Below are 15,968 nucleotides of genomic sequence, written 5' to 3'. Positions count from 1 at the left end.
CACGCAGCCCACGCAGCCCATGCCGACCGGTCCGGCGGCCACCGCGCCCGTCCACAGTGGGCCCGCGCCGACCGGGCCGGCCCCCGGACCCGCGGAAACCCGTATCCCGTCATCGGACGGCTGTGCGATGCTCGGCACCGTGCAGAACACCAACGTCAGCCCCGTGTTCGTCGGCCGCACCGACGAACTGGCCGCGCTCACCGACGCCCTCGCCCGTGCCGCCGAGGGCGAGCCGCAGGCGGTGCTCATCGGCGGCGAGGCCGGCGTGGGCAAGTCCCGGCTCGTCGAGGAGTTCCTCTCCGCCGCCGTGACGGCGGGCGCCGTCACCGCCGTCGGCGGATGCGTGGAGATCGGCGCCGACGGACTGCCGTTCGCGCCCGTCTCCACCGCCCTGCGCGCCCTGCACCGCAAGCTCGGCGACGCCCTCGCCGTCGCCGCCGCGGGCCAGGAGGGCGAACTCGCGCGACTGCTGCCCGAACTGGGCGAGACCGCCCACGCGGCCCACGACGAGGACGGCCGCGCCCGGCTGTTCGAGCTGACCGCCCGGCTGCTGGAGCGGCTCACCGCCGACCGCACCCTCGTCCTCGCCATCGAGGACCTGCACTGGGCCGACCGCTCCACCCGCGAACTCCTCGGCTACCTCTTCCGCTCGCTGCAGACCGCCCGGCTGGTCATCGTCGCCACCTACCGCTCCGACGACATCCACCGCCGCCACCCGCTGCGCCCCTTCCTCGCCGAACTCGACCGCACGCGCAGCGTGCGCCGCGTCGAACTCTCCCGCTTCACCCGCGACGAAGTGGGCGCCCAGCTCACCGGCATCAGCGGCGCCCGCCCCGACCGCGAACTCCTCGACCGGGTCTTCGAGCGCTCCGACGGCAACGCCTTCTTCGTCGAGGAGATCGTCGCCTCCCTCTCCTGCGGCTGCTCCACCGGACTCAGCGAATCCCTGCGCGACCTGCTGCTCGTGCGGGTCGAGGCACTGCCCGACCGGGTCCAGCGCGTGATCCGCATCGCCGCCGAGGGCGGCTCCGCCGTCGAGTACGAACTGCTGCGCGCCGTCACCGGCCTCGGCGAGGACGAGCTGATCGAGGCGCTGCGCACCGCCGTCGGCGTCAACATCCTGCACCCCACCCCCGACGGCGACGGCTACCGCTTCCGGCACGCCCTGGTGCGCGAGGCCGTCGTGGACGACCTGCTGCCCGGCGAGCGGTCCCGCCTCAACCGCCGCTACGCCGAGGCGCTGGAGGCCGAGCCCGCGATCGTCCGGGCCGACGAACGCCCCGCCCGGCTGGCCAGCTACTGGTATCACGCCCACGACCACGCCAAGGCGCTGCCCGCCGTGCTCGACGCCTCGGTGCGGGCCCGTGGCCGCTACGCCTACGCCGAGCAACTACGGCTGCTGGAACGCGCCCTCGAACTGTGGGAGGACGTCCCCGCCGAGGTCCTCGAACGCCAGCGCCCCGTCGACGACACCGGGGCGTACCCGGCGTGCGGCTGCAGCGACGAGGCCCTGCGCCGGCTGGACCTGCTGGCCGAGATCGTCGTCGCCGCGCAGATGGCGGGCGACCGGGAACGGGCCCTGGCGATCATCAAGCGAGGGCTGCGCCAGCTCGACGAGCACACTGACCCGCTGCGGGCCGCCTGGTTCTGGACCCAGCGCGGCAGACTGCTGGGGCAGCTCGGCCGGGGCGACGCCCGGGTGGAGTTCGCGCACGCGCAGGAACTGGTGCGCGGACTCCCGCCCTCCGCCGTGCACGCCGAGGTGCTGACGCAGGTCGCCGCCTGGGAGGCCACCCACACCCCGGGCGCGGGGAGCTACGACGCCGCCGAGCGGGCCGTCGAGCTGTCCCGCCTCGTCGGGGCCGAGACCACCGAACTCAACGCCCGCCTCACCCTGGCCGGGCTCAAGATCGACGCCGGGGACGCCGAGACGGGCATCGCGGAGATGCGCGCGGTCTGCGGGCGCGTCGTCGAGCTGGGCAACGTGCATGTGCTCGGCCGGTGCTACATCAACCTGGCATCCGCCCTGGAGGGCGTCGGCAGGTCGGCCGAAGCCGTCGAGGTGACGACCGAGGGGGGCCGGGAGCTGGGCCGCTACGGCCTGCCCGACGCCCGGTCCTGGGTGTTCGGGAACAAGGCCGAGTCCCTCTTCTCGCTCGGCCGCTGGGAGGAGTCGGAGGAGGCCGCCCGCGAGTGCCTGCGCATCGCCCAGAGCCGCAAGTCGCGGGGCATCGCCGCCAGCCGCTTCACCCGGCTGGCGCTGGTCCGCGGCCACTGGGAGACGGCCGAACGGGAACTGGCCACCGCCCGGGAACACTACGACGCCCATCAGCCGGAGCCGCAGCACACCATCCCCCTCGCCCGCTTCGCCATCGAGCTGGCCGCCGCCCGGGGCAGGATCACCGAGGGCCGCGCCGCCCTGGCCGAGGTGCTGGACCAAGGGGTGAACCCGGCCGTGCAGCGCTACGTCTGGCCGCTGCTGGTGGCCGCCGCCACGGCCGAGGCCGACGCCCGCGGGCTGCCCGCCGCCGAGCCCGGCCGGGCCGGCGTGCTCGCCCGGATCCGGGCCGCGGCCGAGCGGCTGGCCCGGACCGTGCCCGTCTGGGACGCGCACGCGATCTTCCTGGAGTGCGAACTCCAGCGGGCCGGGGACGACCGGCAGGACGCGTGCCGCTGGGCGGACGCGGTGGCCGCCTTCGAGGCCACCGACCGCCCCTACGAGCTGGCCCGGGCCCGCTACCGCTGGGCCGAGGCCCTGCTCGCCACCGGCGGATCCGGCGCGGAAGCGGCCGCGGTGCCGCTGCGGCAGGCCCACGAGACGGCGGAACGGATCGGCGCCGGGCCCCTGCGGGAGGCCGTGGAGCTGCTGGCCCGCCGCGCCCGGCTGCCGCTCGGCCCGGCCGTCGCGGCGCCGGTGGCCGCCGAGGAGCCCGCGCCCGCCGATTCCCTCGGCCTCACCCCGCGCGAGCGGGACGTGCTCCGGCTGGTCGCGCTGGGCCACAGCAACCGCCGGATAGCCGAGGAGCTGTTCATCTCGCCGAAGACGGCGAGCGTGCACGTGTCCAACATCCTCGCCAAGCTGGGAGTCTCCGGCCGCGGCGAGGCGGCGGCCCTGGCCCACCGGTTCCGGTTGTTCAGCCCTGCCGAGGCCGGATGACCACGTGGCCGGACTCGAGGTCGATCGGGCCGTTGCCCGGGTCGGCGTCGCCGACGTCGTCGCGGACCAGCTCCAGCCGGTTCTGTTCCTCTTCCTCGTGCTTCCGCCCGGGGGCGAACATTTCCTCGAAGACGTTGAACAACGCGACCCCCTCTCCACGGTCCCCCTCAGTGTAGGCAGAGGGCCCGCGCGCCCCCCGGCGCGCGCCCCCGCCGGTCAGCCCACCTTCAGCCGCAGCAGGCGATCGTCCAGGTCACCGGGCTTGCCGCGACCATCGGTGTTGCTCGTCGTCAGCCACAGGCCGCCGTCGTCCGTGGCGACGACCGTCCGCAGCCGCCCGTACGCGCCGGACAGGAACGGTTGCGGGTCGGCGGCCGGCCCGGCACCCGCCAGCGGGACCCGCCAGAGCCGCTCGCCGCGCAGACCGGCGAGCCACAGCGAGCCCCGCGCGTAGGCGAGCCCGCTGGGGGAGGCGTCGGCGGTCTTCCACTGCGCGACCGGGTCCACGAAGCCGGCCCGCCCGGCCTTGCCCTCCACGAGCGGCCAGCCGTAATTCTTGCCCGGCTCGACGAGGTTCAGCTCGTCCCAGGTGTCCTGGCCGAATTCCGCGGCCCACAGCCGCTTGTCCGCGTCCCACGCCAGACCCTGCACATTGCGGTGCCCCGAGGAATAGACCACCGAATCGGCCCGCGGATTGCCCGGGGCGGGCCTGCCGTCCGGGGTCATACGCAGGATCTTCCCGCCGAACGAGTCCTGGTCCTGGGCCAGGCCGCGCCGCCCGCTCTCGCCCGTACCGGCGTAGAGCATCCCGTCCGGGCCGAAGGCGATCCGGCCGCCGTTGTGGACGGTGCCCTTGGGGATGCCCCGGAAGACCGTGTTCGGCGCGCCCAGCCGGCGCCCCGCGGGCTTCTGGTCCTCGTAGAGCATGCTCGCGATCCGGTTGTCGGACTCGGTCGTGAAGTAGGCGTACACCTGGTGATCGGTGTCGAAGCCGGCGGACACGGCGAGACCCAGCAGCCCGCCCTCGCCGCCCGGCGCGACACCGGGCACCGAGCCCAGCTCCGTCCGCCCGCCGTCCTTCGCCGCGACCCGGAAGATCTTCGCCGTGTCGCGGGAGGCCACCAGCAGGTCCCCGTCCGGCAGCGTGGCCACGCCCCAGGGGGAGCCGAGCTTCGTGGTGAGCGTACGGACGACCTCGACCGATCCCTTGGCCGGGGCGGGGGAGGCGGCGGCCGTGGCGGAGCGCGAAGGCCCTCCCGCCCCGGGGGACTTGGCACCGGACGGCGCCCGGTCGCCGGACGTCGTGACGCCCTCGGGGAGCTCGCCGGTGGAGCAGCCCGCGACGAGCAGCAGCACGGCGGCCAGCGCGGCGGTGACGGCGGTACGGCGCACGGTTCGTTCCTCTCACGGGGACGGCCGCCGGAGCGCGGCCGCGTTCCTCGCCGGGGTCGTTCGGTCCTCGCCACAGGGGTGGGCGCCGGTCCCCGCCGGCCGGTCCCCGAAGCGTTCCCCGGGGCCGGTCCGCGTTCCTCGAACGCGTTCTCCTGTACTGCGTTCCTTATACACCGCACCGCACCGCCATAGGCCGCGCCGCACCACGGGCCCGCCCCGCGCCACGGGCCCTGCCCCGGCCCGCCCGCCGTGACCCCGGGCCGCGTCGCGGTCCGCGTCCGGCCGGTACCGGATCGGTGCCAGGTCGTCGTCAGGCCGGTATCTGCCCGGTACCGGCTCAGTACCAGGAGCCCAGCGCCCTCGGCAGGGCCGTCAGCTCCGCCAAGTCCTCTCCGGTGAGCCGCAGTTCGGCCGCCGCGGCGTTGTGCACCGCCCACCGGGCCTTCTTCGTGCCCGGCACGGGCACCACGTGCCGGCCCTGGGCCAGCACCCAGGCCAGGGCGACCTGCGCGGCGGACGCGTCGTGCCGGTGCGCGACCCGGCGCAGCCCCGCCACGATGGGCTGGTTGGCGGCCATCATCTCCGCCGTGAAACGCGGATGGCGGGCCCGGATGTCGTCCGGCTCGAAGCCCTGGCCCGGAGTGAGCGTGCCACTGAGGAAACCATTCCCCAGGGGCATCGCGGCCAGCAGCCCGACGCCCCGCGACGCGCACCACGGGGCCAGCGCGTCCAGCGCCTCCCGGGACCACACCGACAGCTCCGCCTGGACACAGCTCACCGGGAAGACCTGCTGCACCCGCTCCAGCTGCCGGATCGTCGCGTCGTAGAGCCCCGCCCGGGAGCGGCGCCGGGTGCGCGCCCCTATCGCGCACCACCCCAGCGCGCGGACCTTGCCGGCGGCGACCAGGTCCGCCATCGCGCCCCAGGTCTCCTCGACCGGCACCTCGGGATCGGGCCGGTGGAGTTGGTAGAGGTCGATGACATCGGTCTGGAGGCGGCGCAGCGAGGCGTCGCACGCCCGCTTCACATAGCCGGGGCGGCCGTTGGCGACGACGTGCTGCTCGCCCACCAGCAGCCCGCACTTGGTCGACACGAACGCCTCCGAGCGCCGCTCCCGCAGGACCCGTCCCACGAGCAGCTCATTGGTGAAGGGGCCGTACATGTCGGCGGTGTCCAGCAGGCTCACCCCGGCGTCGAGCGCCGCGTGCACCGTGCGCAGCGCTCCCTCGCCGCTCTGCTGGGAGGCGGTGTACGCCCAGTGCATGGGCATGCACCCGAGGCCGATCGCGCCCACCTCGAGCGCCGTCGCACCGATTGTCCTGCGCTCCACCCGCCGTTCCCTCCCGTTCCTCGCCCCCAAACTAACCTCTGCGCTCCGGCCCGGTTCGCATAGCCTCCTGGCATGAGTGCAGATCACAGCGGTTCCGGGCGCCCACTGGCGTGGCTGCCCCTCCACCCCGAGGAGATCGACGGGCTGCCCGCCGAACTCGATTACGCCTACTGGGCCGGGGAGCCGGACTTCCCCACCGATCCCGCCCGGTGCGTTTTCTACGGCGTCCCCTATCTGGCGCCCCCCGAGGTGTCCGCCCGTCCCCTGGCGCACATGCCGCGCCTCCGGGTCGTGCAGACCCTCACCGCCGGCGTGGACGACATCCTGCCCGCCGTGCCGCGGATGCCGGCGGGCACCCTGCTGTGCAACGCCCGCGGGCTGCACGACGCGAGCACCGCCGAGCTGGCCCTCGCCCTCACCCTCGCGTCCCTGCGGGACATCCCCGGCTTCGTACGGGCCCAGGACGCGGGGGAGTGGCGGCAGGGCTTCCGGCCGGCGCTCGCCGACCGTTCCGTACTCATCGTGGGCTACGGCTCGATCGGCAGTGCGATCGAGGACCGGCTTGCGCCCTTTGAATGCGCGCGGGTGGCGCGCGTCGCGCGCTCCGCTCGTAACACCGCGCGCGGTCCAGTGCATCCGGTCGCCTCCCTGCCCGAGTTGCTTCCCGACGCCGACGTGGTGATTCTCGCGATGCCGCTCACGGAGGAGAGCCGGGGACTCGTCAACGCCGGGTTCCTCGGCCGGATGAAGGACGGGGCCCTCCTGGTGAACGTCGCGCGCGGTGCCGTCGTGGACACCGGGGCGCTCCTCGCCGAGCTGGAGAGCGGCCGGCTACGGGCCGCGCTGGATGTGACCGACCCCGAGCCGCTGCCCCCGGGGCACCCGCTGTGGGCCGCTCCGGGGACCCTCGTCACCCCCCATGTGGGTGGTCCTTCGTCGGCCTTCTTGCCCCGCGCCAAGGCCCTGCTCCGCGATCAACTGGCCAGATTTGTACTGGACGAGCCTCTGCGAAATGTCGTAGTCGACACCACCCAGGCGGCACGTAGAGGTACCGTTTGACTGCACTGCGTGTCCATAGACCCATGACTAGTTACGCTGCGTATATGACCTATGTCCCTGAGTGACGAGTCTGGTGTATCGTCCCGTCCGGGGGCTGCGCCGCGCACCGTACGGCCGCAGCGAGGTACCGCGACTCGAGGGGGGCGACGGGCGATGCACGGCCAATGGACGATCTACCCGACGCGGCTCAAGCGCCGATCACGACTTCGCCGCGCCGCGACCCCGGTCCCGCGGCTCCTTGGGAGCCCCCGGCCCGGGACGGCGGCGCGGTGAGCGCCCCCGGAGCGACGCTGCCCCGGCAGCCGGTACCCGCCGGCTCCGGGCTGTGGTCCCAACTCCTGCTGGCCATGGTCTGCGGCGGTTACGCCACGGGCGCCGCCCTCGGCTGGGGCTCGCCCGAGCTGGCCCGCGTCATGGGCGACTTCGGGCTCAGCGGCGCCGCCGTACTCGCCGCGATCTCCTGCTCCTGGTACAGCCGCACCCGCAACACCCGCTTCCGCCCCGCCTGGCTGCTGTTCGCCGCCTCCTCCGCGATGGCCGGCTTCGGCAACGCCGTCTGGGGCTGGTACGAGGTGATCCTGCGCCAGCCGGTGCCCACCCCGTCCCCGGCCGACTTCTGCTTCCTGCTCTTCGCGCCGCCCGCCATCATCGGCCTGCTGGTCCTCGCCCGCCGCCCGGTCACCCGCGCTGGCTGGGTCTGCCTCGCGCTCGACGCCTGGCTGATCGGCGGCTCCCTGCTCACGCTCTCCTGGAGCCTGGCACTCGCGCACACCGCGCACTTCGAGGGCGAGACCGTGGCACACGCCGCGCTCTCGCTGGCCTACCCCCTGCTCGACATCGTGCTGGTCTCCATGGTGCTGGCCCTGCACTTCCGCCGCTCGTCCGCCAACCGCTCCGCGATCAACACCGCCATCGCGGCCCTCGCCCTGACCGTCCTGTGCGACGCGCTGTTCACCTCGCCGCTGCTGAAGGCGAACTACCGCTCCGGCCAGATCCTCGACGCCGGCTGGTTCGCGGGGTACATGCTGATGGCGTACGCGCCCTGGGTGGCCCGCGAGAAGGGCGACGACACCGGGGGCCAGGCCGGGCGGGCGGGGCAAGCCGGCCGGTCGGCACAGGCAGCGCCATCAGGGCAGTCGGGGCAGGGCGGCGCCAAGACCGGCCTGCACCCCAGCCGGCCCATCGCCGGCTCGCTCGCCGCGCTCACCCCGTATCTCGCCGCCGCCGTCTGCACCTTGGGCATCCTGTACAACGTCCTCGACGGCCACCAGGTCGACCGCGTCGTGCTCTTCACGGGCTGTACGGTCGTGCTGGCCCTCGTCATCCGGCAGGGCATCATGCTGCTGGACAACATCTCGCTCACCCAGGAACTGGCGCAGAAGGAGAACCACTTCCGCTCCCTGGTCCAGGGCTCCAGCGACGTCATCATGATCGCCGCTCCCACCGGGATACTGCGGTACGTCAGCCCCGCCGCCGCCGGGGTCTACGGGCGGGACGCCGAGGAGCTGGTCGGCTCCGAGCTGGCCTCCCTCATCCACCCCGAGGACCTGGGCCGGGTCGTCCACGAGGTGCGCCGCTTCCTCGCCGCCCCACCCGCCGAGGAGCCCACCACCCGCATCGAGTGCCGCTTCCGGTCGGGCAGCGGCGACTGGCTCAACGTGGAGTCCACCGTCAACCGCCACCACGGCGGCCTGATCTTCAACAGCCGGGACGTGACCGAGCGGGTCCGCCTCCAGGCCCAGTTGCAGCACACGGCCGAGCACGACCCGCTCACCGACCTGCCCAACCGGGCCCTGTTCACCAAGCGCGTCCAACAGGCCCTCGCCGGCCGCAGAGCGACCGACGCGGGCACCGCCGTGCTCTTCATCGACCTGGACGGCTTCAAGGCGGTCAACGACACCGTCGGACACCAGGCGGGCGACGAACTGCTCGTCCAGGCGGCCCGCCGCCTCCAGGAGTCCGTACGGGCCGGGGACAGCACCGCGCGGTTCGGGGGCGACGAGTTCGCCGCGCTCATCATCGGCGACGGCACACGGGACCCCGCCGCGCGCGAGTACCGCATCCACGAGATCGCCGACCGGCTGCGGCTCACCCTTTCCCAGCCGTACAAGGTGGAGGGCGGCCAGGAGGTCCGCGTCGCCGCCAGCATCGGCGTCGCCTTCGCCGAGCCCGGCATCACCCCCGGCGGCCTGATGCGCAACGCCGACCTCGCGATGTACCGCGCCAAGCAGGCCGGAAAGGGCCGCGTCGAGCTGTACGCACCGCAGATGCAGGCCGACGTCGTCCGACGGGCCGAGCAGGCCACGCGGCTGCGCACCGCCCTGCACGACGGCGAGTTCGCGTTGCTGCACCAACCGGTGGTGGAGCTGTCGACGGGCCGGATCACCGCGGTCGCCGCACAGCCCCGCTGGCGCTCCACCCAGGGCATCCTCTTCACCCCGGCCGAGTTCCTCCGGGTGGCCGAGATGGAGCGGGCCGACGAGAGCGCCCGCACCGCCGAGCTGGGCCGCTGGACGCTGGAGAAGGCCCTCGAGCACGCCGCGCAGCGCCGCCTCGCGGGCTACGCGGTGCCCGTCTACGTCCGGCTGTCCGGCGCCCGGCTGCTGGACAAGTCGCAGCCCCCCAAGAACCTGGAGGCGCTGCTCATCCGGCACGCCCTGCCCACCGGTGCGCTCACCCTGGAACTCTCCGGCAGCGATCCGCGGATCCCGCTGGACGAGCTGGAACGCCGGCTGGTCGCCCTGCGCCGCTTCGGCGTACGGATCGCCCTCGACGGCTTCGGCAGCGGCTACGCCGCGATCAGCGCGCTGCGCAGGCTCCCGATCGATGTGCTCAAGATCGACCGGGGGCTGGTCGAAGGGGTCATCGAATCCCCCCGGCTGCACAAGATCACCGCCGGGCTGTTGAAGATCGCGGCCGACCTCGGGATGCAGTCCGTCGCCGAGGGCGTGGACGTGCCCGAGCAGGCGCACGCCCTGCGCACGATGGGCTGCACCCACGCCCTGGGCGCCGCCTTCGCGGGCCCCGTCGACGAGCACCGGCTGCGCCACGCCCTCGACCGGGGCGCGTACCCCGTACCGGCCGCCGAGTCCGTCCCGATGGACGACGTGGAACAGGTGCTCGTCGGGGGTTCGCTGCCCGTACGATCCGGGGCGGCGGGCGGCGCGGGTTCGCTCGCCCATGCTCCATTGCGCTCAAATAATGAGACGCCCGTCCCACCCACTTGACACCTTGTGGGCGGCGGGGGGAGGGTCAGTGCCATGCGCACCCGAATTCTCGTACTTGGAAAGCGCGTCGGCTGAAGCAGGGCATCGTCTTGATCCCCTGTCGACCACCCCGACGCGCTCCCCTCGCTTGCCTCCCGGCACGAGGGGTTTTTTGTTGCACCGGAACCTCGCAGACCCCCACAAATCCCCGCCGTATTTCCATCGCATCCATCGAATCCGCCGAAATCGCCGAATCCTTCGAGAAGAGAAGTCGATGACCGAGCAGGCCACCGGGGCCCATCATCCGCAGCCGCGAGCCCGTAGCGGCGCGGCGCAGCAGCAGCCCGCCACCGTCGAGCACGTCACGGGCGCGCAGTCCCTCATCCGTGCGCTGGAGGAGGTCGGGGCGGACACCGTGTTCGGCATCCCGGGCGGTGCGATCCTCCCCGCGTACGACCCGATGATGGACTCCTCGAAGGTCCGCCACATCCTCGTCCGGCACGAGCAGGGCGCCGGTCACGCGGCCACCGGCTACGCGCAGGCCACCGGCAAGGTCGGGGTGTGCATGGCCACTTCGGGCCCCGGGGCCACCAACCTCGTCACGCCGATCGCCGACGCGCACATGGACTCCGTCCCGCTGGTCGCCATCACCGGTCAGGTCGCGTCCAAGTCGATCGGTACGGACGCCTTCCAGGAGGCGGACATCTGCGGCATCACCATGCCGATCACCAAGCACAACTGGCTGGTCACCGACCCGGCCGAGATCCCCCGGACCATTGCCGAGGCCTTCCACGTCGCCTCCACCGGCCGGCCCGGCCCGGTGCTCGTCGACATCGCCAAGGACGCCCTCCAGGCGCAGACCACCTTCGTCTGGCCGCCGCACACCGACCTGCCCGGCTACCGTCCGGTCACCAAGCCGCACGCCAAGCAGATCCGTGAGGCCGCCAAGCTGATCACGCAGGCCAGACGGCCGGTGCTGTACGTCGGCGGCGGTGTGCAGAAGGCCCGGGCCACGGCCGAGCTGAAGGTCCTCGCCGAGCTGACCGGCGCGCCCGTCACCACCACCCTGATGGCGCTGGGCTCCTTCCCCGACAGCCACCCGCTGCACGTCGGCATGCCCGGCATGCACGGTGCGGTCGCCGCCGTCACCGCCCTGCAGAAGGCGGATCTGATCGTCGCCCTCGGTGCGCGCTTCGACGACCGCGTCACCGGCAAGCTCGACTCCTTCGCCCCCTACGCCAAGATCGTCCACGCGGACATCGACCCCGCCGAGATCGGCAAGAACCGTGCCGCCGACGTCCCCATCGTCGGTGACGCCCGTGAGGTCATCGCGGACCTGATCGTCGCCCTCCAGACGGAGCACGCGGCCGGGCACCGGGGCGACTACACCGACTGGTGGACCGACCTCAACCGCTGGCGCGACACCTACCCGCTCGGTTACGACCAGCCCGAGGACGGCAGCCTCTCCCCGCAGCAGGTCATCCAGCGCATCGGGCAACTCGCCCCCGAGGGCACCGTCTACGCGGCCGGCGTCGGCCAGCACCAGATGTGGGCCTCGCACTTCATCGACTACGAGCAGCCCTCCACCTGGCTGAACTCCGGCGGCGCCGGAACGATGGGGTACGCGGTCCCGGCCGCCATGGGCGCCAAGGCCGGCGTGCCCGAGCGCACGGTGTGGGCCATCGACGGCGACGGCTGCTTCCAGATGACCAACCAGGAACTGGTCACCTGCGCGCTGAACAACATCCCGATCAAGGTCGCGATCATCAACAACGGCGCGCTCGGGATGGTCCGCCAGTGGCAGACGCTCTTCTACAACCAGCGCTACTCCAACACCGTGCTGCACTCCGGCCCCGAGCACGACGGCAAGGCGGCGGCCGCCGGCACCCGGGTCCCCGACTTCGTCAAACTCTCCGAGGCCATGGGCTGCGTGGGGCTGCGCTGTGAGGACCCGGCCCAGCTCGACGCCGTCATCGAGCAGGCCAACGCCATCAACGACCGCCCCGTGGTGGTGGACTTCATCGTCCACCAGGACGCGATGGTCTGGCCGATGGTCGCCGCCGGCACCTCCAACGACGAGATCCTCGCGGCGCGCGGGGTCCGCCCGGACTTCGGCGACAACGAGGACGACTGAGGACCGCCGAGGACTACCGAGGACTTTCGAGGACGACGAGGAAGAACGAGATGACCAAGCACACGCTCTCCGTCCTGGTGGAGAACACCCCCGGCATCCTCACCCGGATCGCCGCCCTGTTCGCCCGCCGGGGCTTCAACATCGACTCGCTCGCGGTCGGGGTCACCGAACACCCCGACATCTCCCGCATCACCATCGTCGTCAACGTCGAGACGCTGCCGCTGGAACAGGTCACCAAGCAGCTCAACAAGCTCGTCAACGTGCTGAAGATCGTGGAGCTGGAGGACAGCAACGCGATCCAGCGCGAACTGGTCCTGGTGAAGGTCCGCGCCGACAACGAGACCCGCTCCCAGATCGTCGAGATCGTCCAGCTCTTCCGCGCCAAGACCGTCGACGTCTCCCCCGAGGCCGTCACCATCGAGGCCACCGGCGGCAGCGACAAGCTCGGCGCGATGCTCAAGATGCTGGAGCCCTTCGGCATCAAGGAGCTGGTGCAGTCCGGGACGATCGCCATAGGGCGCGGCGCCCGGTCCATCACGGACCGCAGCCTGCGTGCCCTGGACCGCTCGGCCTGACCCGCACCCCCCGTGCGCGGCGCCCCCGGCGGGCGCCGCCGCCCGCCCCGGACCGGGACGCGCCCGGATACCGAGACCCGAACACCTTCCCGCACCCGCCCGTCATACGGTGGGACGTACAACCGGAAATCAAGGAGATACCCCACGTGGCTGCCGAGCTGTTCTACGACGACGACGCCGACCTGTCCATCATCCAGGGCCGCAAGGTCGCGGTTCTCGGCTACGGCAGCCAGGGCCACGCCCACGCGCTGTCGCTGCGCGACTCCGGTGTGGACGTCCGCGTCGGTCTGCACGAGGGTTCCAAGTCCAAGGCGAAGGCCGAGGAGCAGGGCCTGCGGGTCGTCACCCCGGCCGAGGCGGCGGCCGAGGCCGACGTCATCATGATCCTCGTTCCGGACCCCATCCAGGGCAAGGTCTACGAGGAGTCCGTCAAGGAGCACCTCAAGGATGGCGACGCGCTGTTCTTCGGCCACGGTCTGAACATCCGCTTCGGCTTCATCAAGCCCCCGGCCGGTGTCGACGTCTGCATGGTCGCCCCCAAGGGCCCCGGCCACCTGGTGCGCCGTCAGTACGAGGAGGGCCGTGGCGTTCCGTGTATCGCGGCCGTCGAGCAGGACGCCACGGGCAACGGCTTCGCCCTGGCGCTCTCCTACGCCAAGGCCATCGGTGGCACCCGCGCCGGCGTCATCAAGACGACCTTCACCGAGGAGACCGAGACCGATCTGTTCGGTGAGCAGGCCGTGCTCTGCGGCGGTGCCTCCGCGCTGGTCAAGGCCGGCTTCGAGACCCTGGTCGAGGCGGGTTACCAGCCGGAGATCGCGTACTTCGAGTGCCTCCACGAGCTCAAGCTGATCGTGGACCTGATGTACGAGGGCGGCCTGGAGAAGATGCGCTGGTCGGTCTCCGAGACCGCCGAGTGGGGCGACTACATCACCGGCCCCCGGATCATCACGGACCAGACCAAGGCCGAGATGAAGAAGGTCCTCGGGGAGATCCAGGACGGCACCTTCGCCAACAACTGGATGAAGGAGTACAACGACGGTCTGCCGAAGTACAACGAGTACAAGAAGGCCGACGAGGACCACCTGCTGGAGACCACCGGCAAGAAGCTCCGCAAGCTGATGAGCTGGGTGGACGACAAGGAGTAGGCGCTCCGGCGCCTTCGTCCCGGTGTGCGGGCCGTCCGGGGCCCGGCCCCCGGGCCCCCGCCCCCGGTCGCCGGGCGGGCTCGACGACGAGCCCGTCCGGCGACCGGGGGCGGCACGTGTCCGTATGCGAGCGGGTTACCACCTGTCCGTACCGGGCGGGTGACGTTTTCCCGTCGGCACGGGGCCGGGGCGCAACCCCCGATACACTGCGGAGCACAAACGCGTCAGGCTCACAGCGTCGTGCGTCTTCCACGCGGCTGCCCCCTTCACCGCCTTCGGCCGTTGGGACGGCCGTCCGCAATGGACTTGTGAGGACCACGTGAGCACTGCTTCGTCCCGTAAACCCGTCGTACTCATCGCCGAAGAGCTGTCGCCCGCCACCGTCGACGCCCTCGGTCCGGATTTCGAGATCCGGCACTGCAACGGCGCGGACCGTGCCGAGCTGCTGCCCGCCGTCGCCGACGTGGACGCCATCCTCGTGCGCTCCGCCACCAAGATCGACGCCGAGGCCATCGCGGCCGCGAAGAAGCTGCGGGTCGTCGCCCGCGCCGGAGTCGGCCTGGACAACGTCGACGTCTCCGCCGCCACCAAGGCCGGCGTGATGGTCGTCAACGCCCCGACGTCCAACATCGTCACCGCCGCCGAGCTGGCCTGCGGTCTGCTCATCGCCACCGCCCGCAACATCCCGCAGGCCAACACCGCGCTCAAGAACGGTGAGTGGAAGCGCTCGAAGTACACCGGCGTCGAGCTGTCCGAAAAGGTCCTCGGCGTCGTCGGCCTCGGCCGGATCGGTGTCCTCGTCGCCCAGCGCATGTCCGCGTTCGGCATGAAGGTCGTCGCCTACGACCCCTACGTGCAGCCCGCGCGCGCCGCGCAGATGGGCGTCAAGCTCCTCACCCTCGACGAGCTGCTGGAGGTCGCGGACTTCATCACCGTGCACCTGCCGAAGACCCCCGAGACCCTCGGGCTGATCGGCGACGACGCGCTGCACAAGGTCAAGCCCTCGGTCCGCATCGTCAACGCCGCGCGCGGCGGGATCGTGGACGAGGCCGCGCTGGCGACGGCCCTGAAGGAGGGCCGGGTCGCGGCGGCGGGCCTGGACGTCTACACCACCGAGCCGTGCACCGACTCCCCGCTCTTCGAGTACGACAACGTGGTCGCCACCCCGCACCTCGGCGCCTCCACGGGCGAGGCGCAGGAGAAGGCGGGCATCGCGGTCGCGCGGTCGGTGCGGCTCGCGCTCGCGGGCGAGCTGGTGCCGGACGCGGTCAACGTCCAGGGCGGTGTCATCGCCGAGGACGTCAAGCCCGCGCTGCCGCTGGCCGAGAAGCTGGGCCGGATCTTCACCGCCCTCGCGGGCGAGGTCGCGGTCCGCCTCGACGTCGAGGTCTACGGCGAGATCACCCAGCACGATGTGAAGGTGCTCGAACTCAGCGCGCTCAAGGGTGTGTTCGAGGACGTCGTCGACGAGACGGTGAGCTACGTCAACGCCCCGCTGTTCGCGCAGGAGCGCGGCGTCGAGGTCCGGCTGACCACCAGCTCGGAGTCGCCCGACCACCGCAATGTGGTCACCGTGCGCGGCACGCTCTCGGACGGCGGCGAGGTGTCCATCTCCGGCACGCTGGCCGGCCCGAAGCACCTCCAGAAGATCGTCGCCGTCGGTGAGCACGATGTGGACCTCGGGCTCGCCGACCACATGGCCTTCCTCCGCTACGGCGACCGCCCCGGCGTCGTCGGCACGGTCGGCCGCATCCTGGGTGAGGCGGGCATCAACATCGCCGGAATGCAGGTCTCCCGCGCGACGGAGGGCGGCGAGGCGCTGGTCGCCCTCACGGTCGACGAGTCGATCCCGGCGCCGGTGCTCGCGGAAATCGCCGAGGAAATCGGCGCGGTGTCCGCTCGCGCGGTGAATCTGACCGACTGAGTCATGGCGTCCTCAAGCGCCGGACGGGCTATGAAGCCCGTCC

10 protein-coding genes are annotated in these 15,968 nt (G+C 72.3%); 7 read left to right on the top strand and 3 right to left on the bottom strand.

Translation table 11 applies throughout. The features are described from left to right. The first annotated feature begins 127 nt into the window (after window positions 1-127). The gene (locus ACZ6MA_RS16540; RefSeq protein WP_469434362.1) at window positions 128-3,157 is read left to right on the top strand and encodes a helix-turn-helix transcriptional regulator; all 3,030 of its coding nucleotides are present in this window, start codon (window positions 128-130) and stop codon (window positions 3,155-3,157) included. Here ACZ6MA_RS16540 and ACZ6MA_RS16535 read toward each other — a convergent pair. From ACZ6MA_RS16535 to ACZ6MA_RS16525, 3 genes are all read right to left on the bottom strand, one after another. Further along, window positions 3,135-3,299, bottom strand: coding sequence for a DUF6191 domain-containing protein (locus ACZ6MA_RS16535; protein WP_469434361.1), 165 nt, complete (start codon window positions 3,297-3,299; stop codon window positions 3,135-3,137). The two genes, ACZ6MA_RS16540 and ACZ6MA_RS16535, sit on opposite strands and share 23 nt — an antisense overlap. Window positions 3,300-3,373: 74 nt before the next feature. After that, the gene (locus ACZ6MA_RS16530; protein WP_469434359.1) at window positions 3,374-4,549 is read right to left on the bottom strand and encodes a PQQ-dependent sugar dehydrogenase; all 1,176 of its coding nucleotides are present in this window, start codon (window positions 4,547-4,549) and stop codon (window positions 3,374-3,376) included. 337 nt (window positions 4,550-4,886) lie between these two features. Continuing rightward, window positions 4,887-5,879 (bottom strand): aldo/keto reductase, encoded by a 993-nt coding sequence (locus tag ACZ6MA_RS16525; protein WP_469434358.1) that lies wholly within the window; start codon window positions 5,877-5,879, stop codon window positions 4,887-4,889. A gap of 72 nt (window positions 5,880-5,951) precedes the next feature. Here ACZ6MA_RS16525 and ACZ6MA_RS16520 point away from each other — a divergent pair, with 72 nt between their 5' ends. The 6 genes from ACZ6MA_RS16520 (at window position 5,952) to serA (ending at window position 15,925) form a co-directional block, all read left to right on the top strand. Then, window positions 5,952-6,938 carry a 2-hydroxyacid dehydrogenase gene (locus ACZ6MA_RS16520; protein ID WP_469434357.1) on the top strand — a complete coding sequence of 329 codons (987 nt, stop codon included), beginning with the start codon at window positions 5,952-5,954 and terminating at the stop codon, window positions 6,936-6,938. 269 nt (window positions 6,939-7,207) lie between these two features. Beyond that, window positions 7,208-10,165, top strand: a complete 2,958-nt coding sequence (locus ACZ6MA_RS16515) for a putative bifunctional diguanylate cyclase/phosphodiesterase (RefSeq protein WP_469434355.1) — start codon at window positions 7,208-7,210, stop codon at window positions 10,163-10,165. A gap of 253 nt (window positions 10,166-10,418) precedes the next feature. Further along, window positions 10,419-12,278: an acetolactate synthase large subunit gene (locus ACZ6MA_RS16510; RefSeq protein WP_469434353.1), complete on the top strand. Its 1,860-nt coding sequence runs from the start codon at window positions 10,419-10,421 to the stop codon at window positions 12,276-12,278. Between the two features lie 50 nt (window positions 12,279-12,328). Next, entirely contained in the window at window positions 12,329-12,853 is a 525-nt protein-coding gene (gene ilvN / locus ACZ6MA_RS16505) for an acetolactate synthase small subunit (protein ID WP_469434352.1), read from the top strand. Window positions 12,854-12,999: 146 nt separating this feature from the next. Beyond that, window positions 13,000-14,001, top strand: a complete 1,002-nt coding sequence (gene ilvC, locus ACZ6MA_RS16500) for a ketol-acid reductoisomerase (RefSeq protein ID WP_469434350.1) — start codon at window positions 13,000-13,002, stop codon at window positions 13,999-14,001. 319 nt (window positions 14,002-14,320) lie between these two features. Then, entirely contained in the window at window positions 14,321-15,925 is a 1,605-nt protein-coding gene (gene serA, locus ACZ6MA_RS16495) for a phosphoglycerate dehydrogenase (RefSeq protein WP_469434349.1), read from the top strand. The last annotated feature ends 43 nt before the right edge of the window (window positions 15,926-15,968 follow it).

It is taken from the genome of Streptomyces sp. NPDC042259 (assembly GCF_055582085.1).
Note: the sequence above shows the minus strand (reverse complement) of the source record. Positions and strands in the feature narration are given on the sequence as shown.